Below are 19,412 nucleotides of genomic sequence, written 5' to 3'. Positions count from 1 at the left end.
TTCATAAACGTCCAAGGCAGAGCCAAACCCTGACCTGAAACAATCCTAAATGCTCGGAATGCGGTGTATGCACCTGGCCGTCCGCACATCACGCAATAAAAAACGCCGCCTAACGGCGGCGTTTTGGTCAAATATCCTTGGAGACGTTCGGCTCAGTTCAGCCGCGCCTTTACCTCATCGACGGATTTCTTGAACAGCTCTCCTGCCGTCTTGACGTCGAGCTTGTCGGCGATGAGCTTTTCCGCCGCGGCGACGGCGATTTCCACTGCCGAGGAGCGCACCGCGTTGACGGCTTCCGTCTCGGCCTGCGCGATCTTTTGCTCGGCCAGCTTGTTGCGGCGGGTGACGTAGTCTTCCATCTTCTCCTTGGCATCCTGAAGAAGAGCGGCAGCCTCGCGCTCGGCGGCGGCTACGATGTCGCTCGCTTCCTTCTCGGCTTCCTTGCGCTTCTGCTGGTACTCGTTGAGGAGCTGCTGCGCTTCCTCGCGCAGGCGGCGCGCCTCGTCGAGTTCATTCCGGATGCGCTCGGCGCGCTCATCGAGCGAGCTGGCGAGGATCTTCGGCACCTTCATATAAACGACGATGCCGAGGAAGATGATCAGAGCGACGAGCGCCCAAAATGTAGCGTCCATTTTCGCCCTCCTTTAGCCGCGCGCGGCCTTCACGGCAGCCGATACGGCGGTCTTGTCCGCCGCGCTGCCAACGAGATGCTCGACGATCCCCGCCGCAGTGTCCTCGGCGATGGCGCCCACATCGTTCATGGCCTTGTCCTTGATCGCGCGGATGCGCGTCTCGGCTTCCGCCAGCTTGGCCTCGAGCGAAGCCTCGATCGCGGCGCGCTCGCTTTCCGCCTTGGCCTTGGCGGCATCGCGGGCTTCCCCGGCGATCTTGCCGGCCTTGAGGCGCGCCTCGGCCAGCGCCTGCTCATAGGCGGCGATGGCATTGTCGGCATCTTCCTTCAGGCGCCCGGCATGGTCGAGATCCTGCGAGATCTTGTTGTGCCGGGCCTCGATCGTTCCGCCCAAGCGCGGGACGACCACGCGGGACAGGAAGAGATAGAAAAGGCCGAAGGTGATGGCCAGCCAGAGGAGCTGCGATGCATAATGGGTGGAATCGAACGGAGGAAAGACGCCGGTATGACCGGCCTCATGCGGCACTCCGGTTTCGGTGTGCACGGCCTCAGCCCCAACAGGGGCGCCATGATCAGCCGCCGGTGCTTCAGCGGGCTGAGAGTGGGTTTCGCTTTGGGCAAACGCCGCGGACACAAACATCCATCATCCCCTTGTAAAAATCCTTGGGGCACGATCTCAACCAAAGTTAAGCAACGTTTGGGATCATGCCCTGACGCCGGTCGCAAGTGCGCGAGGCACTTGTCGCGACCGGCGAATTTGACGCTCGTTGATTAAACGGCGAACAGGAGCAGAAGCGCGATGAGCAGCGAGAAGATGCCCAGAGCTTCCGTCACGGCGAAGCCGAACACCAGACGGCCGAACTGGCTGTCAGCGGCGGACGGATTGCGCAGAGCGCCCGAGAGGTAGCTGCCGAAGATGTTGCCAAGGCCAAGGGCCGTGCCAGCCATACCGAAGCATGCGAGACCGGCGCCGATGTACTTTGCTGCGATGGGATCCATTGTTTAAGCTCCTTTTGAATGGAAATAGCGCAGATTGTTCTGGCGGTCTCCCGCCGGCTAGAACTCAGTGTCCCGGATGTACCGCGTCGTTGATGTACATGCAGGTGAGAACGGTGAAGACGTAGGCCTGAAGGAAGGCCACGAGGAATTCGAGCGCAGTGATCGCCACGGTCATCAGCAGCGGCAGGATCGCGCCGCCAATGCCCCAGACGCTGCCGAGCGCGGCAAGCGACACGACGAAGCCCGCGAAGACTTTCAGCGTGATGTGACCGGCGAGCATATTGGCGAACAAACGGACCGAGAGGCTGACCGGGCGCGACAGGAAGGAGATGATCTCGATCAGCACCACCAGCGGCACGATGATTGCCGGCACGCCTGACGGCACGAAGAGCTTGAGGAAACCAAGCCCATGCTTCCAGAAGCCGTAGAGAATGACCACGCCGATGACGAGAAGCGACAGCGCGAAGGTGACGATGATCTGGCTGGTCACCGTATAGAAATACGGGAAGAGGCCGAGGAAATTGGCCACCAGCACGAACATGAACAGCGAGAAGACGAACGGAAAGAACTTCATCCCCTGCGATCCCGCCGACCCTCGTAACGCCCCCGCCACGAACTCATAGGCCATTTCGGAAACGGACTGGAGCCGTCCCGGCACGAGGCTGCGGCTCGACGTGGTGAAATAGAGGAAAGCGGAAGCGGCCACGACGGTCAGAACCATGAAGGCCGAAACATTGGTGAAGGAGAGATCGACGCCACCGGCGTGGATGGGAATCCATCTGGAGACCTGGAACTGATGGATCGGATCGTTGGCCACCTTAACCTCGTCTGTCGTCCCTGCCCGAAGGCGTTTGCATTACCCGCCCCCAGGGGGAGCCTTTTTATCATCGCCCTGCGCCCGTCCGGGCTGAATGCCGCTGGAAGCGACACGCCCCGTCGTGCGCAGAATATTGAGCACACCGGCAGCGAAGCCGAGGAAGAGGAAGATAATCAACCCCCACGGCGACGTCCCGGCGAAACGGTCGATGAGCCAGCCGAGTGCCGCCCCGACCAGAATGCCGGCGATGAACTCGCTCGACAGCTTCATGGCCTCGGCAACCCCACTAGAAGTCCCCGACCGCTCTCCCGGAGAGTCTGGCTCCTTCAGCACACCCTTTTTGGCCAATTCGGCTTCAAGGCGGCGGCGGCGTTCATCCAGCCCCTCCGAGAGGGGGCCTGTCTTGCCACCGCGCGCAGCGGGTCCGCGATCCGGCCTTTCGGGTTTCCTGCCCGTTGCCATGACGCCTCCTCGAGCGCGTTGTGCAAGGCTTCAGCCCCGCTTCAAAGTCGCGCGCAACATATTGACAGGCCGCGTCCTAGTCAAGGCGCTGCAACCATCCCTTTAAAAGGATTTTTCGCTTTTCAAATCAAATATTTATTGAAAATCCCGCCGCAAATTCTCCACAACCGTCCCCGAACTGCGCCAATCAGGCGCATCAGTCACCGCTTTAAGCCTTCCCTGAGGTATGGGCGGAAATGAGGCCATCCCACGCGGCAAGGGCGGATTCGGCCACCTGCAGAAGGGTTTCGCGGCTGGCTCCGTCGCGAGCCTGAAAGGACATGCCCTGCTGCACGGTAATATAAAAGGTGGCGACGGCGCGGCAATCGAGCCCCTCCGGTAGCTCCCCTTCGCCCACTGCGCGCTCCAGCCTTTCGCAGAGGATTTGAAGATTTCCGGCACGGTGCTCCTGCAGCATCCGCTGCGGGCCATGACCGGAACCATCGCCGTGAAGGACACCCATCAGGATGAGGCAGCCGCGCGGCTTGCCGGGGCGGGTGTAGGAAACGGCACTGCCGCGCAGAAAATGCGCGACCGCCGCCTTTGCCGTCGGCGCTTCGGAAATCCCTTCCCACAGGGGCGCGCCCCTTTTGGCATAAAGGTCCACCGCCTCGCGGAACAGCGCCTCCTTGCAGCCGAAAGCAGCGTAGAGGCTCGGCGAGTTGATGCCCATGGCCTTAGTCAGGTCGGCCATGGAGGCACCGTCATAGCCCTTGATCTCGAACACCTCCATGGCGCGCTCCAGCGCCCTGTCCCGGTCGAAGCTGCGGGGACGGCCCCTTTCGGACATCGGAAAATCCTTTCTGTATTATCTGATACATAAATCGCTTGACGCCGTCCGGCAAGGCTGAAATGATTTCTGTATCGATCAACACAGAAAGGATTCGACATGAGTGGCTTGCAGGGCAAAGTGGCTTTGGTCACGGGCGGAAGCCGGGGTATGGGCGCGGCCATCGCGCGGCGGCTCGCAGCAGACGGGGCCGATGTGGCGCTGACCTATGCGCGCTCGCCCGAAAAGGCGGAGGCCGTGGCAGTGGAGATCCGCAAGACGGGACGGCGCGCCATCGCCATCCAGGCGGACAACAAGGACGCCGCCGCCATCGAGGCCGCCGTGGATGAGACGGTGAAGGCGCTCGGGCGGCTCGACATTCTCGTTAGCAATGCGGGCATTTTCTCGATGGCGCCGATAGAGGAAGCGACGCTGGACGCCTATGACGAGATGATGGCGGTGAATACGCGCGCCGTCTTTGCAGCGATGCGAGCCGCCGTTTCGCATCTGCCTGATGGCGGGCGGATCATCACCATCGGCAGCAATCTGGCGGAATCGGTTCCTTCTCCCGGGATGAGCCTCTATTCGGCGAGCAAGGCAGCGCTCATCGGCCTGACCAAAGGCGTGGCGCGCGATCTGGGGCACCGGCGGATCACCGTCAATCTCGTCCAGCCCGGCTCGACCGACACGGACATGAACCCAGCCGATACGGATCACGCTGACGCCCAGCGCGCACGGATGGCGATAAAGGACTATGCCAAGCCGGAAGACATTGCCGGCCTCGTCGCCTGGCTCGCCAGCGAGGAAGGCCGCTATGTGACGGGTACGGCGATTACGCTGGATAGCGGGACGAATGCGTAGGGCTGACGCGCCCTTCCCCCTTGCGGGCAAGGAAAAAGTTGGCGCTAGCTCCACCCGCCGCCATAGGTCCGGTAAAAAATATGCAGGCCGATTTTCTTGACGCGCTCCATGGCGGAGGCCCAGCGCGGCTTGACGTAAGTGGCGTGGTAATGGGTGGCGGAGCCGACTTCCGGCAGCCAGATCTGGCCTGACGACACCGCCTTCGCCACCTGCTGCGCGGTTTTCCAATGTTCGGGCTCGGTAACCCGATGGCGGCGGCCGTCGCAGGCGAATGAGAACTGGCAACGGTTGCGCCAGTCGTCGTTCTGGTAGACGACGCCGCAAATCGTCTTGGGATAGGCCGGATTGCGGACGCGGTTGAGCACGACCTGCGCCACTGCCGCCTGCCCTTTGACCGGCTCACCGCGCGCCTCGAAATAGACGGCTTCCGCCAGGCATTTCTGCTCCCGGGCGGTGAAGACTTCGGGCGGCAGCGGCGCCTTGGCCCAATCATGATCCTCCGGGCCGACCGGCGGGGTGAAGCGGCCCGCGCTCTTGTCCGTCAGGATGCTCTCGAAGGGCGAGGCCTTCGCATAGTCAAGCCCAGTGGAGGCATAGCCGGTCGCCAGAATATCAGGATTGCTGTTGGTGATGAGCTTTGCCAGCTGCACCGGCATTTCGGGTTTCGGCTTCGGCGGCTCGGCCTTATGGAAGGCGAGCGCGATCTCCACTTCCTTGCCGCGAATCTTCGACGGCGCAAAGGCCATGCGCACTTCCGGCTCCTCGACCGGCACCAGCAGCAGGCTCGAATGTTCGACAAGCGACCCGGCATTGAAGGATCGGGGCGGCGCCTTGGGCAGCACGGAGACGAGGCGGCTTCCCTTTTCGGCGCGGTTCACACGGTTTTCGTCCGGGTTCGGATCGGCGATCCCCAGCTTCTCCCGACGTTCGCTGCCTCCGGTAAAGGCGATGCGCCCTACCCCCGCCACGTCCACGCCTGCGGACCGGATCGAGCCTGTCATCAGCGAGGGATCGACGAAAGGCGTCTCGGCCTTATGCACCGAGCCTGCGGGCGTCTGCACCATATATTCCGCCCAGCGCGGCGCGCCCGCCTCGCTGCCGCGAATGAGGCTCGACATATCCTGAAAGGCAACGACAGTGGGGTTGAAGAAATAAACCGCCAGTCCCAGCGTGGCTGGAGCAGCCATATGGCGGAGGCGCCCTTTTGGGAATAACGGTATCCGGCGGCGGAACAGGCTCCGCGACGTATCGAGACGCACGTGACACTCCAACTCAAAGCACGCTGGTTAACGGCCTTGAGAATGAAGCATTAACCTTGATGGACGGTTAACGGGGTACTGGCAGGAGTGCTGCGATTTGTGCAACATGCCTTGGCAGGGACAGGAAAGGAGAAGGGGAAATGATCGCCTACACAATGGTTGGAACGAACGACCTTACGCGCTCGCTCGCCTTCTACGATCCCATCATGGAAGCGATGGGAATGGAGCAGTGCTGGCGGGATGAACTCTCGGCTTCGTGGGGCAAGGTGGATGACGAGACGATCCCGCGCTTCTTCACGGGTTACCCCTTCGACGGAAGGCCCGCGAACGCAGGCAATGGGGTGATGACCGCGTTTCAGGTGGATAATTCGGCGCTGATCGACCGGCTTTATGAACTGGCAATTCAGAATGGCGGAAGGGATGAGGGCAAGCCCGGCTTCCGCCCGCAATATGGCGAAGGGTTCTATGCCGCCTATGTGCGCGACCCGGACGGCAACAAGCTGGCATTCGTCTGCTTCAACGCATCGGCGGAATGATTAAAGCGCCGGTGACGATCCTTCCCCCGCATCGCATATCCCCCTTAATTTTTTCTCGCTTAACTGATTGTCAAAACATATGCTCATGTGAAAATGATTCGGCTTTATAGCTGCAGGCATGCTTCGTATCTTTAAGTGGGTGGGGATACTATGCTTATCAGGCATTTTTTGTGCGCGTTCATTCCCGTTTCGTTGCTGCTTCCGTCTTCCGCCCTCGCAGGGGATTTATTCGATACAAGCCGTTTCGGGCAGATCGGCAAATATGCCGACAGGCAGGAAGTTCGCCTGGGCGTCATGGCCTATGATCGCGGGCTGTTTTCGACCGATGATTATGACGGGGTGGTCGTCAACGGCGAATTTCTGTTCAAGTCGCCCGACTTCCTCGACGGTATCGGCTCGCCCCGCCCCTATATCGGCTTCGACGCCGCGATTGCCGACGATCCCGTTCATTTCTTCTATACGGGCCTCAACTGGGATTTCCAGCTGACCGAGAAGCTCTATCTCACGACCAGCCTCGGCGGCGCAGTCACCACGGCGAACAATCTGCACGACCCAACCACCTACAAGGCGCTGGGATGCCGTGTGCTCTTTCATCTGGGAGCCGGCCTCGGCTATGACCTGACCGACAACTGGACGGCACAGCTCTATACCGACCATTTTTCCAACGCCAATCTATGCGACGAGAACAACGGCGCCGAGGCGACGGGTATTCGCCTGGGCTACCGGTTCTAATTCGATTCATTAGATAGAAGCGATCGCAATTCTGCGTCGTTGAAGGTAAGACGGCTGTAGAGGCATGGATTCCTGTGACAAGCACAGGAATGACGGGGGAGATGTTTCTGCGCCACAGAAACCATCCTTGCCAGGCGAACGGGGCCAAGGGCTACTGCCAACAGTAAACCTGCCGTCATTCCTGTGCTTGTCACAGGAATCCATGCCTCTACCGTCCCGCTACAGCCACGCTTCCAAATAATATCCGGGCGCTTCCATCAAATATGACCCGCCCTAATGCCGCTTCTTCGCCCGGCCCGCGAACGGGTTGTCCGAGGTCTTCAGCGATAGCCGGATCGGCACGCCGGGCATGTCGAAGGTCTCGCGCAGGCCGTTGATGAGGTAGCGCAGATAGGATTGCGGCATGGCGTCGGGGCGTGAGCAGTCGATGACGAAGCCGGGGGGGCGCGTCTTTACCTGCGTCATGTATTTGATCTTCAACCGGCGGCCCGAAACCGCCGGGGGCGGATGGTGCGTGGTGACGCCTTCGAGCCAGCGGTTCAAACGGCCCGTGGAAATGCGGCGGTTCCATATCTCATGGGTCATGACGACATTCTCCATGAGCTTGTCGATCCCCTGCCCCATCTCGCCCGAGATCGTCACCGCGCGGATGCCGCGAATCTGAGGCAGGAGGCGGGTCGTCTTTTCGCGCAAATCGGCCAGCACTTCCTGGCGGTTCTCGATCAGATCCCATTTGTTGAAGGCGAGCACCGGGGCGCGGCCTTCGCGCACCACGAGATCGACGATCTGCAGATCCTGCTTCTCGAACGGGATCGTCGCGTCGAAGACGATGATGACCACTTCGGCGAAGCGGATGGCGCGCAGCCCGTCGGCGACGGAGAGCTTTTCAAGCTTCTCCTGCACGCGCGACTTGCGGCGCAGGCCCGCCGTGTCGAACAGCTTGATGCGGCGGCCATGCCACTCCCAATCGACCGAGATCGAATCCCGTGTGATGCCCGCTTCCGGGCCAGTGAGAAGACGCTCCTCGCCCAGCATGGTGTTGATGAGGGTCGATTTTCCAGCATTGGGCCGTCCGACAATGGCGATGCGCAGCGGCTTCGACGTGTCGTAGGCGGGGATTTCCTCCGCGTCCGGGTCGTCGATATCCTCGCCGATCAGCGTGGTCTCGGAAGGAGACAAAGCCGCGGCTTCCTCTTCTTCCTCTTCCTTACCGAAGGCGCGCTCTTCGCCGATGGCCTCGACAATCGCGTCGCGCAGATCGGGAATGCCCTGCCCATGCTCGGCGGAAAGCGGGCATGGCTCGCCAAGCCCCAGCCGGTAGGCATCGTAAAAGCCGGCGTCGGAGCCGCGCGATTCCGATTTGTTGGCGACCAGCACCACGGGTTTTCCTGCCTTGCGAACAAGATCGGCGAAAGTGACGTCGGCAGGAGTGATGCCGGCCTTGGCGTCGATCATGAACAGGATCACGTCGGCTTCGGCAATGGCAATCTCGGTCTGGGCGCGCATCCGGCCTTCCAGCGTCTCGCTGCCCGTCTCCTCCAGGCCGGCGGTGTCGACGACCTTGAATTTCAAATCGTAGAGCTTGCCGTCATGCACCCGGCGGTCGCGCGTTACGCCAGGCGTATCATCGACAAGCGCCAGCTTCTGCCCGGCAAGCCGGTTGAACAGCGTGGACTTGCCGACATTCGGACGCCCGACTATGGCGAGGGTAAAGCTCATGATTTTATGACTCTTCTCTTGGGGCCGTAGAGCATTTCGTTTCAGACAGAAGCAGCATGTACCTCTCCACCCTGGCGGCGGAGGCTACGTCGAGGCATGGATTCCTGTGACAAGCACAGGAATGACGGATTGCTGGACCGTCATCGATAATCTTCCAACCTCATAGCATGCACAACAGTTCTCGTTGAAGCGCAGCCATCCCCACCTCCGTCATTCCTGTGCTTGTCACAGGAATCCATGCCTCGACGCTTCCACCGCAATGACGGATAATAAGCGTTAGCTCTTCTTCGCTTCACCGGAACTGTGGATCAGATCGAGCATCATGTTGGCGCGCTGGCCGATATCGGGAGGCGTGCTGGAATCATCGGCGATCTGCTGGAAGATACGCAGCGCATCGGCGAAGCGGCCGGCCTTCCAGGCGGCAAGGCCGAGGGCTTCGCGTGCCGAGAACCGCATCGGATTGCCGTCAGCCGTGATCGGCTCGACGCGCTTGGCGACATCGTCATAGGAGCCGGTGTCGATGAGCAGGAAGCCGGCGCGCAGGCGGGCGATATCCTGAAGGACGGCGGGCACCGCGCTGTCGGCGGCGATCTTGTCATAGGCCGCCACGGCCCCTGCCGCATCGCCCTTGTCGGCGAGCAGGGTCGCCGCGCGCATGCGCGCCAGCGCGGGATAGTCGCCATAACCATCCTTTTCCAGCGCGCTCAAAGCCGCCAGCGCCTCGTCCTTCTTGCCCTGATCGGCCAGATCGAGCGCGGAGAGATATTTATCGCCCGACTGGGCGGCCTGCGAGGCGCTCCAATGCTTATAGGCAACCATGCCGGCGGTGCCGAGCACGATGGCCACGGCGGCGCCGATCAGCAACGGGCCGAACCGCTGCCAGACGGCTTTCGCCCTGTCGGAGCGGATTTCCTCATTTACCTCGCGGAAGAAGCTGTCGTCTGTCATCGCCCTGGCCGTCGTTCGTTCTCTTTTCGCCCATGCGCCCGATTGGCGCACAACCCTTGTTCCACGCGCTTTTAGTCGGATTTCGCCCCATATGTAAGGCCTGATCTCGCAAATCGGAGCGAGATCATAAACTTATCCCGTCCGACCTTCGCCACAATCACTATTTAGCCGGAGAATCATGCCCATATTTTCCCGCTTTGTCGCCACAACCGTCCTGACCCTCTTCCCGCTGCAATCCGCCTTGGCTACGCCGGCGGAGGGCGAGAAGCGGCCGCCGCAATATGTGCTCATCTCGTTCGATGGGGCGCATGACAACAGGCTGTGGCGGCGCAGCATGGAGCTGGGACAGAAAGCGGGCGCGCGCTTTACCTATTTTCTCTCCTGCGTTTTCCTGATCCAGCGGGCCGACCGCGCCCGCTATCACCCGCCGGGCATGGCGGCGGGGCGCTCCAATGTCGGCTTCGCCTTCACCAAGGAGGAGATCGCCGAGCGGCTCGGCAATATCTGGACCGCTCATAGCCAAGGCCATGAGATCGCCAGCCATGGCTGCGGCCATTTCGACGGGACAAAGTGGAGCGCGGCCGACTGGGACAAGGAAGTGAAGGCATTTCGCAGCTTTGTCGCGGACGCCTATTCCGCCAACGGCATTCCCGGCGAGCCGCAGGGCTGGCGGGAGTTGGCCGAGCGCGGCATCACCGGCTTCCGCGCACCCTATCTCGCCACCGGCAAGCAGGTGCAGCAGGCGCTCATCGCCAACGGCTTCCGCTATCAGGCGAGCGGCGTGACGCGAGGGCCGGAATTGCCAGAGCGCAAGGCGGATCTGGCGAGCTTCGGCCTGCCGATGATCCCCGAAGGGCCTTCGCAGCGGCCAGTCATCGCCATGGACTATAATCTCTATGTCCGTCATTCCGGCGGTTTCGAGAAGCCTTCGCAAGCCCAGGCCTTCGAAGACCGGACCTATCAGGCCTTCAAGGCGGCTTTCGAGAAACAATATGATGGAAGCCGCATTCCGCTGCAGCTGGGCTTCCACTTCGTCGAGATGAATGCCGGTGCTTATTGGCGGGCGCTCGAGCGCTTCGCCATGGAGACCTGCACGAAGCCCGGCGTGCAATGCATCACCTACAGCGATTATCTGCAAAAAACCGCTAGGGCGGACCGGCACGCCGAGCAATAAGCCGTCATGTGGCTTCCGCGCCTTGCGGGGCGAGATATTCCTCCTCCACGGCCACCAGCGGTTCCTCCTCCGCGTCGATGGCCGCCTCGAAGGCGCGCAGGCGCTTGAAGATGGACTGGAGCTCGACGATCGTCGACCAGGACGAGACCAGATACTGGAACGAGCTGCTGACCTGGCCGAAGACATTCAATATCTGCTGCATGAGGCCCAAAGTGAGCCGGCCCATCACGATGGCGGGGATGAGGATGAGCGTGCCGAAGATATTGTCCGCCTGCACATAGAGAATGCGGGCGACGTTGAAATACATGTAGTGGAAATAGAGCCGGAAATAATTGCGCCGTACATTGGTGAAGAGTTCGGTGACCGTTGCGGGATGCGCGCGCGCCGGATCGTCCTCGCCATAGACGAGTTCCTTGCGGTAGGCGGCCTCGACGCGCTGGTTCTTGAATTCCAGACCCGGCAGCTTGATGCCCACCGCAGCCAGAAGGACCGTGCCGAAAAGCGACCAGAAAATCGCAGCGACCACGAGGGCGTGCGGGACGGGACCGATGAGGGGCAGCGCCGTCACCTTGTCGGAGAATGTGAGCAGGACGGGCAGAAAGACGATCAGCGTCACGACCGCCGTGAGCAGGCTGCCGCCGAGGCTTTCAAGCGTGGTGGAAAAGCGCATCGTATCCTCCTGCACACGCTGCGAGGCGCCTTCGATGTGCCGTAGCTTTCCCCAATTGGCCATGTAATATTCGTTCATGGCGGTGCGCCAGCGGAAGATATAATGGCTGGTAAAGAAGAGGTTGAGAACGCTGATCGTCACCGCCAGGAACGCGATGCCGGCGAAACTGAGCAGGCTTGCGAAGAGCTGCGCCGCGGCCACCGAGCCGGGTTTCGACAAAGCCTGCTGGATCAGATCATAGAACGGCCCGTACCAGGCATTGATCTCCACGCTTACCATTACCTGAAAACAGGTGGCAAAGAGGATGAGGGACGAGCCGAGGATCGACCATTTCTGCCATTTATGCGGGGCGATCATGCTCCAGAAGGCATAGAAGGCGAACACCGCGACGGCAAAATAAACGTAAAACCACAGATAGGGCGCGGACCAGAAGACGGAAACGCCGATGATCGGCGCACTGCCCGGCGCGGCGGGCGGCAGGCCGAAAACCGCGCCCAGCTCCTTCCCGTCGATGAACCAAGTGAGGGCGGCGAAGACACCCCAGAGGATTGCGGAACTGAAAAACAATTTCGGCTTGGGAAAAAAGGATACGAACACGCTGCATATACCCCGTTCGGCTTGCCCCTCCTGATGGGGCATAGCAGCAAAAATACGGCGCGCAGGATTAAACTCCCGTAATTATCCCATCACAGTTAAGCGAGGGCGCGTGAGCGTCCGCGATAACCGGCGAAGAGCGCGATTGCGCCTGACAGCACGAGCGAGGCAGCGGCAAGCAGGCTTGCGGATTTATACGATCCTGAAAGTCCCGCCATATAGCCCGCCACCAGCGGGCCGATGATCTGGCCGATGCCGAACCAGGCCGTCATCTGCGCAAGCGCGCGTCTTGGCGCTTCCGGCGCCAGCGTCCGGCCCGCCTGAAGCCCGAAGGCGGTGACGGCCATGAAGGTGATGCCGAGCAGTAAGCCGCCCAGGAGAGGCCCGGCGGGCAGCGGCAGCAGGACGCTGGCAGCGACGCCCGCCGCCTCGACAAGGCAGGCGGCGGCGAAACTGCCGAACAGCCCGATGCGGCGCACGATGAAGCCCCAAAGCCAGATCGACGGCGCGGCGGTCAGCCCCGCCACCATCCACACCGCTGCCTCCATCGCCACGCCGCCATTGCCCGAGCGCACGATGGCGATGAGGAAGGTGGCGGTGATGATATAGCCGAAGCCGAAAATGCCATAGGCGAGCGCCAGCGCCACAAAGGCCGGGGAACGCGGCAGCGGCGGCTCGCGCAGCTGCGCGCCGCTCCGCAACGGCCCCTCGCGGATGAGCAGCATGACCGCCAGCAGGCCCGCAAGCGAGAGAAGCCCGGCGCCGATCCAGTCCGCCCGCCAGCCGAGCTGGAACTGCCCGATCACGGCGACGAAAAGCGCCGAAACGGCAATGCCCATGCCCACCCCGCCGAAATGCCAGGCCTGCAGATCGCTCCGCCCCGCGGCGGCCAGATGGCTGAAGACGATGGTGGTGCAGAGGATCATGGTGAAGGCGCTGGCGAGCCCGGCGAGGAAGCGGATCGCGGCGAAAACCCAGACGCCATCGGTGAGGCCCATGGCAAGGCAGAGCACAGCGCTTGCGGCGAGCCCGGCATAGACGATCGCCCGTTCGATCCCGGCCGCCCAGCCATAGCCGGCGATAACAGCGCCGAGGAGATAGCCGATATAATTGGCCGAGGCGATGAACCCTGCGTCGGCGGGCGAGAGCCCGAGGCCGGTCATCATGCCGGGGAGGATCGGCGTGTAGATGAAGCGCCCTATGCCCATGGCAACCGCCATGGTGACGAAGCCGCCGAATGCGAAAGGGAATGTGTTCCGGGAGGTTTGCATGCACCGCACAATAGGGTGGCGCAGCATCAACGCAATTGAATTTATCTGATGGATTTATCGGTTTCGCTGAACCATGAGATCATCGCGCGTCGTGGAAGATGATGCCAACCGTATGGCGCATGCCGGAGCGGACGCGGCTGACGCCATGGCGCAGATTGACGCGGTAATGCCCCCGCGTTCCCTCGACCGGGCGGTTATGGACTGCGAAGATTACCGCATCGCCCTGCCGGAGCGGCACCACTTCGGCCCGGCTTTGCATGCGCGGACGCTGCTCGGTCAGCACGAATTCGCCGCCGGTGAAATCCCTGCCCGGCTCGGAAAGCAGGATCGCCACCTGCAGGGGAAAGGCGAGATCGCCATAGAGATCCTGATGCAGGCAGTTGAAATCATCGGGGACATATTGCAGGAGCAAGGGCGTCGGGCGCGTCTGTCCCGCTTCGTGACAGGCTTTCAGAAAATCGGCATGGCTGGCGGGATAGCGCGTTGCATCGCCCATCCGCTCGTTCCAGCGATTGGCGACCGGCGCGAGACGCGGATAAAGCGCGGTGCGTAAGGCGGCGATAAGCTCAGGCAACGGATATTTGAAGTAACGGTATTCCCCCTTGCCGAAGCCATGCCGCGCCATGTGGATATGGCTGCGGAAATGCTCCTCATGGGGGTAAAGCGCCGCGATGTCCCTGCACTCCTCCGGCGCCAGCAGGTTTTCCATCACCGCCGCGCCATAACGATCCAGCTCCGCCCCGAGCGCCTGCCAGTCATAGGCTTCGACGCGGTTTTCGGCGGGTTGGGACTCGCGAATGGAAGTTGTCATCTCACGCCTCGTTCTGAGAAATTGCAGTTTTTGGGTAACAGAACGATTTTCTGCGGACACTCCGGCGCTTGCTTCTGAATTCAGAACGTTCCGTCCAGCCAATTTTCCACTTTTATGGCGGGGATGCGTAGGAACTCGCGCGTATTGGCTGTTACGAGCACAGCCTTGATGGCACTGGCGTGGGCAGCGATTAGCAGATCGTTTGGACCGATTGGCTTGCCGGAAGCCTCGAGTTCTGCGCGAATTCTCCCATACTCGGCATCGGCAGGCACATCGAGCGGCAGAACGGGCATGCTTTCGAGTATCGCATCGATCTGAGCCGACAGCCTCGCCGACCCCTTCCGGTGACAGCCATAGCGCAACTCAGCCGCCGTAATAATGCTCACGCAGACAGCCCTCTGGCCAACTTCCGCAATGCGCCGGGCAATTTTCCCCTGCGGATTGCGGGCCAGCTCGGACACGATATTGGTATCGAGCATGTAACGCCCGCTCACAGGTCGATTTCCTTCGCAGGCAGCAGCGTATCGTCGATATCTGGAAACTGGTCTTCCGGGCCGAGCGGCTGCAACTCTGCAAGCACTTCCAGCAGGCTCTTGCGATGCACGGGCTCAATAATCAGCCGGTCCCCGTCGCGGTGAATGAGCACACGATCACCCGGAAGTTCAAAATCAGCGGGGATTCGCACTGCCTGACTTTTATTGTTACGGAAAAGCTTGGCTTCCCGGGGAGAACTTGTTCCGCTGTGCCGGGCTTGGATCATGTCGGCCTCCATTGCATATACTCATGTATATACATCGTGCCTGCACTGGTTTCAAGCTGCCGCCCTACGAGCCCTCTGCTCACCCCTCCGGACGGATCATCCCCTCGCCTGTCACCCGCACAGTCGGCGCGTCATCGACTCCGGGTTCGGCCTGGGCGGAGGAAAAGGGCGGGCCTTTGGGCTGTTCCGGTTCGGATGCCGTATCTTCAGCAAAGCGGGCCGTGCCTTCATCCATCGCCATCAAAACCTCGCGCATCAGCGCCCTCGCTTTATCCGCAAGCCCCTGCGGCTGGTCGGTCGGACCGCCGGGACGGTAATCGGCTCCGAACCGTTCGTGCAGGGTCACGGAAACGCATGTTTCGCCCTGCCTGCAGAACTCCACCAGATGGCCGTCGATGCGGGCATCCGGGCCGGTCACGGTTTTAATCTTAATCTGAAAATCCTGCATATCCGCCTCCTCGGGTTGCCCCGTGTCAACTCCTCGAGCGGCAAATTGGTTCCCCTACCCGCTGCAACGAGGCGAGCATGCATAAAAAAACCGGCTCCGATGAAACGAGAGCCGGTTCCGCTCCTTAAACATGACCCCGAAAAGACGCTGGCTTTCCGGATAAGATCATGCGGAGAAAACAGAGGCCGGATCAGGCGGCCTTTGCGGCGTGCTTGTTGGCGTCGCGGTCAGCGAGCTTGGTCAGCAGTTCGTCGGTGGCGATTTCCTCGCTCAGCGTCTGGTCGAGGAGCTTGGCGGCGTCCTTCATGCCGAGCAGTTCGGCCCAGCGCTTCAGCGTGCCATAGCGGCTGATTTCATAATGCTCGACCGCCTGGGCAGAGGCGATCAGGCCGGCGTCGAGCGCGGGCTGGCCCTTGAACTCGTCCATGACTTCCTCGCCTTCCGCGACGATGCCCTCGATGGCGTCGCAGGTCTTGCCGACTGCGCGCTTGTCGAGGATTTCGAACACCTGCTGCAGACGCGCGATATGCTCTTCCGACTCGTCGCGGTGCCGCTCGAAGGCTTCCTTCAGCTCTTTCGATGCCGCGCCGCGCGCCATCTTTGGCAGCGTCTTTACGATCTTCTTCTCCGCGTAATAGATGTCCTTCAGCGTTTCATAGAACAGCTTATCGAGTGCCTTCTCAGCCATAGTATCCTCCTTAGAAATGAAAACCGCATGCGCGGGTTCAACGCCTCGCCCGGCAAAGCGTTCCTTGACGAAGCCAAGAAACCGCAAACCGGGCGAACAAAGCGGGAGGAAGGGGCCGAAAGATCAGAGCGGACGCGGATAGGTGCGATGGATGGCCTCGATTTCGGCCAGCACCTCGGCGGAAAGCGTCAGATCCGCCGCTGCGATATCCGTCTTCAGTTGGTCGAGCGAAGTCGCGCCGATGATGACGGACGTCATAAACGGTCGCGACAGGCTGAAGGCGATGGCGAGCTGGGCCGGGTCGAGCCCATGCTTGCTGGCCAGATCGACATAGGCCCTCACCGCTGGCTCGGAATAATCGTTCCTGCGCCAGAAGCCTTCGCGGAAGAACTGGCTGCGGGCCCCGGCGGGCTCCTTGCCATCAAGATATTTGCCGGTGAGAATGCCCGCGCCGAGAGTGGAATAGGCGAGCAGACCGACACCCTCATGATGGCAGGTTTCGGCCATGTCGAGATCGAAATGGCGCTGGAGCAGGCCATACTCATTTTGCACAGAGGCGACGCGCGGCAGGCCCTTTTCCTCGGAAAGACGCAGCCATTGCATCGTGCCCCAGGCGGTCTCGTTGGAAAGGCCGATATGGCGGATCTTGCCCTCCTTCACCAGCGCGCCCAGGCTTTCCAAGACCTCCTCGATATGCGCGAGCACCTGCGCGCGGTCGGTCCTGGTCGGATCATAGCTCCAGGATTCGCCAAAATGGTAATGCGGGCGGCTGGGCCAGTGGATCTGATAGAGGTCGATATAATCGGTCTGGAGCCGTTTCAGGCTGCCTTCGAGGGCCTCCCGCACCGTCTTTGCGCTCGGCGCGCTGCCCTCTCGGATGAACGACCGGCCCGGACCGGACACCTTGGTGGCGATCACCAGCCTGTCGCGCTTGCCGGATTTCTTCAGCCAATTGCCGATATAGGTCTCGGTCGTGCCATAGCTCTCCGCGGTCATCGGCACGGCATAACCTTCCGCCGTGTCGATGAAGTTGATGCCTGCATCGGTGGCGTAATCGAGCTGGGCGTGCGCCTCGGCCTCGGTGTTCTGGACGCCCCAGGTCATGGTGCCCAGGCAGATTTCCGTGACGTCGATGCCGGTACGGCCAAGCGGTTTCGTTTTCATGCAATATGTCCGTTCGGATGGAATATGGGGGAACAGGATGCTCCCCGGGGGAGGGAAATTCGGTGCGTAATGTAAATGCGCATCGCGAAAGATGCGAGTCAGTTTGTTTTGATGAAATAAATGCCAAGCGCCCTCGTGGTTCGAGGCTTCCCCTTTCCGTCCGTTCGACAAGCTCACGGTCGGAAAGGGCTCGCACCTCACCATGAGGGCTACTTAAGCGCCGGCGTCCATTTACCCTCACGGTGAGGTGCGATTGGAGCGCAGCGGAATGAGCCTCGAACCACGAGGGTAAAGGTGTCAGCAGGCTAAGCCACCAGCCTCCCCGCTGCTTCCACCTGCGCATAAGCCATGCCGAAGCGGTTGGCGAGGAAGGCGTCGAGGGCGATGTCTTCCTGTTTGACGAAGCCCTGCTGCGGCAAGTCGCCATGGGCCAGCATGTCGAGCACGGCGCAAATGGCCGAGGCGGTGGTGATCTGGATGGCGCTGCGGTGTGCGGTTCCAAGGCGGCGGCTATAGACCTTGTTGGCATAGGTTTCCTGGACCAGCCGGCCATTCTTGCGCCCGCTGACGGTGACGAAGATCACCACCACGTCCTGCAGCGTTGCCGGCAGCGCGTTTTCCAGGATGTCCTTCAGCACCTCGCGGCGGTGGCGCAGGCCCAGATCGTTGAGCAGCGCCTTCATGATCGCGGCATGGCCGGGGTAACGGATGGTGCGGTAATTGAGCGTGCGCACCTTGCCCTTCAGCGTCTCGCAAAGCGTGCCAAGGCCACCCGACGTGTTGAACGCCTCATAGGTGACGCCGTCGAGCGAGAATTCCTCGCGCTCTTCGAGCGGCGGCACTTCGGTCAGTTCGCCCTCGACGATCGCCTCGCACGGCTCGCAATATTCATTGATGACGCCGTCCGTGCTCCAGGTCAGGTTATAGTTCAGGGCATTGGAAGGATATTGCGGCAGCGCGCCGACGCGCATTCTCACGCTGTCGAGCGTGTCGAAACGCTTGGCCAGATCGTTGGCGACGATGGAGATGAAGCCCGGCGCGAGGCCACATTGCGGGATGAAGGCCGTCATGGCCGTCGCCGCCAATTCCTTGACGCGGCGCGTGCTCGCCACATCCTCGGTCAAATCAAGATAATGCACGCCTGTCGCGGCGGCGGCCTCGGCAATGCGCGTCGTCAGATGATAGGGAGCGGCGCTCAGCACCGCGAACTTGCCCGTGAGCACCGCCTTCAGCGCGTCTGCGTCCTCGATATCGACGCATTCGGTCCTGACCGCGCCCTCAGCGCCCAGCGCGTCCAGTTGCGCCTGCGAGCGGTCGATGATTGTGACTGCGTACTCTCCGGTACTGCCCAGCAAATCGGCAATGGTGGCTCCGATCTTGCCTGCTCCGACAACGGTGATTTCTTTCATGGTGTTCTCCCTCTTGGGTAGGGGAGTAAGGGAATAGGGGAATAAGGGAATATGTTTGGTCGGCATATTTCCCCTGCTCACCTCCTCCCTTGCTCCCCTATTCCCTCCGTATTGTAAGACACGCAAGATTCGCCGGTTTTCTCGTCGGATAGTAGTCGATGAAATGACGATATGCCCCTATCATATCAACGAAACGACGTATATATCAGGCATTATGACGACAGACGCCGACCACCAGCTTTTGGCCCTCCTGCGCGAAAACGCGCGCGCTGCCACCGCGGAGCTTGCGCGGCGGCTCGGCGTATCTCGCACGACGGTGCAAAGCCGCATCGAGCGGCTGGAGCGGCGCGGCGTGATCGAGGGCTATACGGTGCGGCTGGCGCCGGAGCACGAGCGCAATCTCGTTAAGGCGCATGTGCTGGTGACGGCGGTCCCTAAGCTCGCGCCGAAGGTGGAGACCGCCCTGCGCGGCATGATGGCGGTGCGCACGCTCCACTCCGTCAGCGGTCATTTCGACATGATCGTCATCGTCGAAGCCCCATCGATCCGGGAACTGGACGTGGTGCTTGACGATATCGGCGCGCTTGAAGGCGTCGAGCGCACGATGTCGTCGATTATATTATCGACGCGGATTGAGCGGTAAAGACGCAA

At 61.3% G+C, this 19,412-nt stretch carries 23 protein-coding genes; 5 read left to right on the top strand and 18 right to left on the bottom strand.

Features of this window, described 5'->3' with window-relative positions:
• Positions 1-152: 152 nt before the first annotated feature.
• The 6 genes from ACOWVG_RS01685 to ACOWVG_RS01660 form a co-directional block, all read right to left on the bottom strand.
• The gene (locus ACOWVG_RS01685; protein ID WP_420959725.1) at positions 153-632 is read right to left on the bottom strand and encodes a F0F1 ATP synthase subunit B; all 480 of its coding nucleotides are present in this window, start codon (positions 630-632) and stop codon (positions 153-155) included.
• A gap of 12 nt (positions 633-644) precedes the next feature.
• A complete protein-coding gene (locus ACOWVG_RS01680) occupies positions 645-1,271 on the bottom strand; it encodes a F0F1 ATP synthase subunit B (RefSeq protein WP_420959724.1) in 627 nt (208 codons plus the stop codon).
• 131 nt (positions 1,272-1,402) lie between these two features.
• Positions 1,403-1,630, bottom strand: a complete 228-nt coding sequence (locus ACOWVG_RS01675) for a F0F1 ATP synthase subunit C (protein WP_110747887.1) — start codon at positions 1,628-1,630, stop codon at positions 1,403-1,405.
• A 64-nt stretch (positions 1,631-1,694) separates the two neighbouring features.
• Positions 1,695-2,447: a F0F1 ATP synthase subunit A gene (locus ACOWVG_RS01670; protein WP_420959723.1), complete on the bottom strand. Its 753-nt coding sequence runs from the start codon at positions 2,445-2,447 to the stop codon at positions 1,695-1,697.
• Between the two features lie 39 nt (positions 2,448-2,486).
• On the bottom strand, positions 2,487-2,909 hold the full coding sequence (locus ACOWVG_RS01665; protein WP_420959722.1) for an AtpZ/AtpI family protein: 423 nt from the start codon (positions 2,907-2,909) through the stop codon (positions 2,487-2,489).
• A 208-nt stretch (positions 2,910-3,117) separates the two neighbouring features.
• Complete coding sequence (locus ACOWVG_RS01660; protein ID WP_420959721.1) at positions 3,118-3,738, bottom strand: TetR/AcrR family transcriptional regulator; 621 nt, start codon at positions 3,736-3,738, stop codon at positions 3,118-3,120.
• A gap of 99 nt (positions 3,739-3,837) precedes the next feature.
• Between ACOWVG_RS01660 and ACOWVG_RS01655 the strand changes: the two genes are divergently transcribed.
• A complete protein-coding gene (locus ACOWVG_RS01655; protein WP_420959720.1) occupies positions 3,838-4,578 on the top strand; it encodes an SDR family NAD(P)-dependent oxidoreductase in 741 nt (246 codons plus the stop codon).
• 44 nt (positions 4,579-4,622) lie between these two features.
• On the opposite strand, the gene ACOWVG_RS01650 is transcribed toward ACOWVG_RS01655, so the two are convergent.
• Entirely contained in the window at positions 4,623-5,765 is a 1,143-nt protein-coding gene (locus ACOWVG_RS01650; protein ID WP_420959719.1) for a cell wall hydrolase, read from the bottom strand.
• A 212-nt stretch (positions 5,766-5,977) separates the two neighbouring features.
• Here ACOWVG_RS01650 and ACOWVG_RS01645 point away from each other — a divergent pair, with 212 nt between their 5' ends.
• Entirely contained in the window at positions 5,978-6,373 is a 396-nt protein-coding gene (locus ACOWVG_RS01645; protein ID WP_420959718.1) for a VOC family protein, read from the top strand.
• A gap of 150 nt (positions 6,374-6,523) precedes the next feature.
• Positions 6,524-7,105, top strand: coding sequence for an acyloxyacyl hydrolase (locus tag ACOWVG_RS01640; protein ID WP_420959717.1), 582 nt, complete (start codon positions 6,524-6,526; stop codon positions 7,103-7,105).
• A 273-nt stretch (positions 7,106-7,378) separates the two neighbouring features.
• On the opposite strand, the gene der is transcribed toward ACOWVG_RS01640, so the two are convergent.
• Together der and ACOWVG_RS01630 are read right to left on the bottom strand one after the other, a co-directional pair.
• A complete protein-coding gene (gene der / locus ACOWVG_RS01635; RefSeq protein ID WP_420959716.1) occupies positions 7,379-8,824 on the bottom strand; it encodes a ribosome biogenesis GTPase Der in 1,446 nt (481 codons plus the stop codon).
• A gap of 276 nt (positions 8,825-9,100) precedes the next feature.
• Entirely contained in the window at positions 9,101-9,772 is a 672-nt protein-coding gene (locus tag ACOWVG_RS01630; protein ID WP_420959715.1) for a tetratricopeptide repeat protein, read from the bottom strand.
• Between the two features lie 178 nt (positions 9,773-9,950).
• Here ACOWVG_RS01630 and ACOWVG_RS01625 point away from each other — a divergent pair, with 178 nt between their 5' ends.
• Positions 9,951-10,946 (top strand): polysaccharide deacetylase, encoded by a 996-nt coding sequence (locus ACOWVG_RS01625; protein WP_420959714.1) that lies wholly within the window; start codon positions 9,951-9,953, stop codon positions 10,944-10,946.
• Between the two features lie 4 nt (positions 10,947-10,950).
• On the opposite strand, the gene sbmA is transcribed toward ACOWVG_RS01625, so the two are convergent.
• From sbmA to ACOWVG_RS01580, 9 genes are all read right to left on the bottom strand, one after another.
• Positions 10,951-12,213: a peptide antibiotic transporter SbmA gene (gene sbmA, locus ACOWVG_RS01620; RefSeq protein ID WP_420959713.1), complete on the bottom strand. Its 1,263-nt coding sequence runs from the start codon at positions 12,211-12,213 to the stop codon at positions 10,951-10,953.
• 95 nt (positions 12,214-12,308) lie between these two features.
• Positions 12,309-13,481, bottom strand: coding sequence for a YbfB/YjiJ family MFS transporter (locus ACOWVG_RS01615; protein WP_420959712.1), 1,173 nt, complete (start codon positions 13,479-13,481; stop codon positions 12,309-12,311).
• A gap of 79 nt (positions 13,482-13,560) precedes the next feature.
• The gene (locus tag ACOWVG_RS01610) at positions 13,561-14,292 is read right to left on the bottom strand and encodes a 2OG-Fe(II) oxygenase (protein WP_420959711.1); all 732 of its coding nucleotides are present in this window, start codon (positions 14,290-14,292) and stop codon (positions 13,561-13,563) included.
• An 80-nt stretch (positions 14,293-14,372) separates the two neighbouring features.
• Positions 14,373-14,786: a type II toxin-antitoxin system VapC family toxin gene (locus tag ACOWVG_RS01605; protein WP_420959710.1), complete on the bottom strand. Its 414-nt coding sequence runs from the start codon at positions 14,784-14,786 to the stop codon at positions 14,373-14,375.
• Positions 14,783-15,052, bottom strand: a complete 270-nt coding sequence (locus tag ACOWVG_RS01600; RefSeq protein WP_420959709.1) for an antitoxin — start codon at positions 15,050-15,052, stop codon at positions 14,783-14,785. Before ACOWVG_RS01600 ends, ACOWVG_RS01605 begins: the two co-directional genes overlap by 4 nt.
• Positions 15,053-15,131: 79 nt before the next feature.
• Positions 15,132-15,500 (bottom strand): hypothetical protein, encoded by a 369-nt coding sequence (locus ACOWVG_RS01595; RefSeq protein WP_420959708.1) that lies wholly within the window; start codon positions 15,498-15,500, stop codon positions 15,132-15,134.
• Between the two features lie 190 nt (positions 15,501-15,690).
• On the bottom strand, positions 15,691-16,188 hold the full coding sequence (locus ACOWVG_RS01590; RefSeq protein ID WP_420959707.1) for a ferritin-like domain-containing protein: 498 nt from the start codon (positions 16,186-16,188) through the stop codon (positions 15,691-15,693).
• A 123-nt stretch (positions 16,189-16,311) separates the two neighbouring features.
• Positions 16,312-17,352 carry an aldo/keto reductase gene (locus ACOWVG_RS01585; protein ID WP_420959706.1) on the bottom strand — a complete coding sequence of 347 codons (1,041 nt, stop codon included), beginning with the start codon at positions 17,350-17,352 and terminating at the stop codon, positions 16,312-16,314.
• Between the two features lie 305 nt (positions 17,353-17,657).
• Positions 17,658-18,761, bottom strand: coding sequence for a saccharopine dehydrogenase family protein (locus ACOWVG_RS01580; protein ID WP_420959705.1), 1,104 nt, complete (start codon positions 18,759-18,761; stop codon positions 17,658-17,660).
• A gap of 214 nt (positions 18,762-18,975) precedes the next feature.
• Between ACOWVG_RS01580 and ACOWVG_RS01575 the strand changes: the two genes are divergently transcribed.
• Entirely contained in the window at positions 18,976-19,404 is a 429-nt protein-coding gene (locus ACOWVG_RS01575) for an Lrp/AsnC family transcriptional regulator (protein ID WP_420960151.1), read from the top strand.
• Positions 19,405-19,412 lie beyond the last annotated feature (8 nt).

It is taken from the genome of Brucella sp. IR073, assembly GCF_049065735.1.
In the GTDB taxonomy this organism is placed as follows: domain Bacteria; phylum Pseudomonadota; class Alphaproteobacteria; order Rhizobiales; family Rhizobiaceae; genus Paramesorhizobium.
The sequence above is the reverse complement of the archived record's forward strand: the minus strand, read 5'-3'. Positions and strand labels throughout refer to the sequence as shown.

Bases quoted from the DNA above. Each gene is read 5' to 3' on its own strand.
- ACOWVG_RS01615 (WP_420959712.1), bottom strand. From the start codon at position 13,481: ATGCAAACCTCCCGGAACACATTCCCTTTCGCATTCGGCGGCTTCGTC.
- ACOWVG_RS01640 (WP_420959717.1), top strand. From the start codon at position 6,524: ATGCTTATCAGGCATTTTTTGTGCGCGTTCATTCCCGTTTCGTTGCTG.
- ACOWVG_RS01650 (WP_420959719.1), bottom strand. From the start codon at position 5,765: ATGGCTGCTCCAGCCACGCTGGGACTGGCGGTTTATTTCTTCAACCCC.
- ACOWVG_RS01575 (WP_420960151.1), top strand. From the start codon at position 18,976: ATGACGACAGACGCCGACCACCAGCTTTTGGCCCTCCTGCGCGAAAAC.
- ACOWVG_RS01645 (WP_420959718.1), top strand. From the start codon at position 5,978: ATGATCGCCTACACAATGGTTGGAACGAACGACCTTACGCGCTCGCTC.
- ACOWVG_RS01660 (WP_420959721.1), bottom strand. From the start codon at position 3,738: ATGTCCGAAAGGGGCCGTCCCCGCAGCTTCGACCGGGACAGGGCGCTG.
- der (WP_420959716.1), bottom strand. From the start codon at position 8,824: ATGAGCTTTACCCTCGCCATAGTCGGGCGTCCGAATGTCGGCAAGTCC.
- ACOWVG_RS01655 (WP_420959720.1), top strand. From the start codon at position 3,838: ATGAGTGGCTTGCAGGGCAAAGTGGCTTTGGTCACGGGCGGAAGCCGG.
- ACOWVG_RS01595 (WP_420959708.1), bottom strand. From the start codon at position 15,500: ATGCAGGATTTTCAGATTAAGATTAAAACCGTGACCGGCCCGGATGCC.
- ACOWVG_RS01675 (WP_110747887.1), bottom strand. From the start codon at position 1,630: ATGGATCCCATCGCAGCAAAGTACATCGGCGCCGGTCTCGCATGCTTC.
- ACOWVG_RS01580 (WP_420959705.1), bottom strand. From the start codon at position 18,761: ATGAAAGAAATCACCGTTGTCGGAGCAGGCAAGATCGGAGCCACCATT.
- ACOWVG_RS01665 (WP_420959722.1), bottom strand. From the start codon at position 2,909: ATGGCAACGGGCAGGAAACCCGAAAGGCCGGATCGCGGACCCGCTGCG.
- ACOWVG_RS01600 (WP_420959709.1), bottom strand. From the start codon at position 15,052: ATGATCCAAGCCCGGCACAGCGGAACAAGTTCTCCCCGGGAAGCCAAG.
- ACOWVG_RS01610 (WP_420959711.1), bottom strand. From the start codon at position 14,292: ATGACAACTTCCATTCGCGAGTCCCAACCCGCCGAAAACCGCGTCGAA.
- ACOWVG_RS01680 (WP_420959724.1), bottom strand. From the start codon at position 1,271: ATGTTTGTGTCCGCGGCGTTTGCCCAAAGCGAAACCCACTCTCAGCCC.
- ACOWVG_RS01625 (WP_420959714.1), top strand. From the start codon at position 9,951: ATGCCCATATTTTCCCGCTTTGTCGCCACAACCGTCCTGACCCTCTTC.
- ACOWVG_RS01630 (WP_420959715.1), bottom strand. From the start codon at position 9,772: ATGACAGACGACAGCTTCTTCCGCGAGGTAAATGAGGAAATCCGCTCC.
- ACOWVG_RS01685 (WP_420959725.1), bottom strand. From the start codon at position 632: ATGGACGCTACATTTTGGGCGCTCGTCGCTCTGATCATCTTCCTCGGC.
- ACOWVG_RS01585 (WP_420959706.1), bottom strand. From the start codon at position 17,352: ATGAAAACGAAACCGCTTGGCCGTACCGGCATCGACGTCACGGAAATC.
- ACOWVG_RS01590 (WP_420959707.1), bottom strand. From the start codon at position 16,188: ATGGCTGAGAAGGCACTCGATAAGCTGTTCTATGAAACGCTGAAGGAC.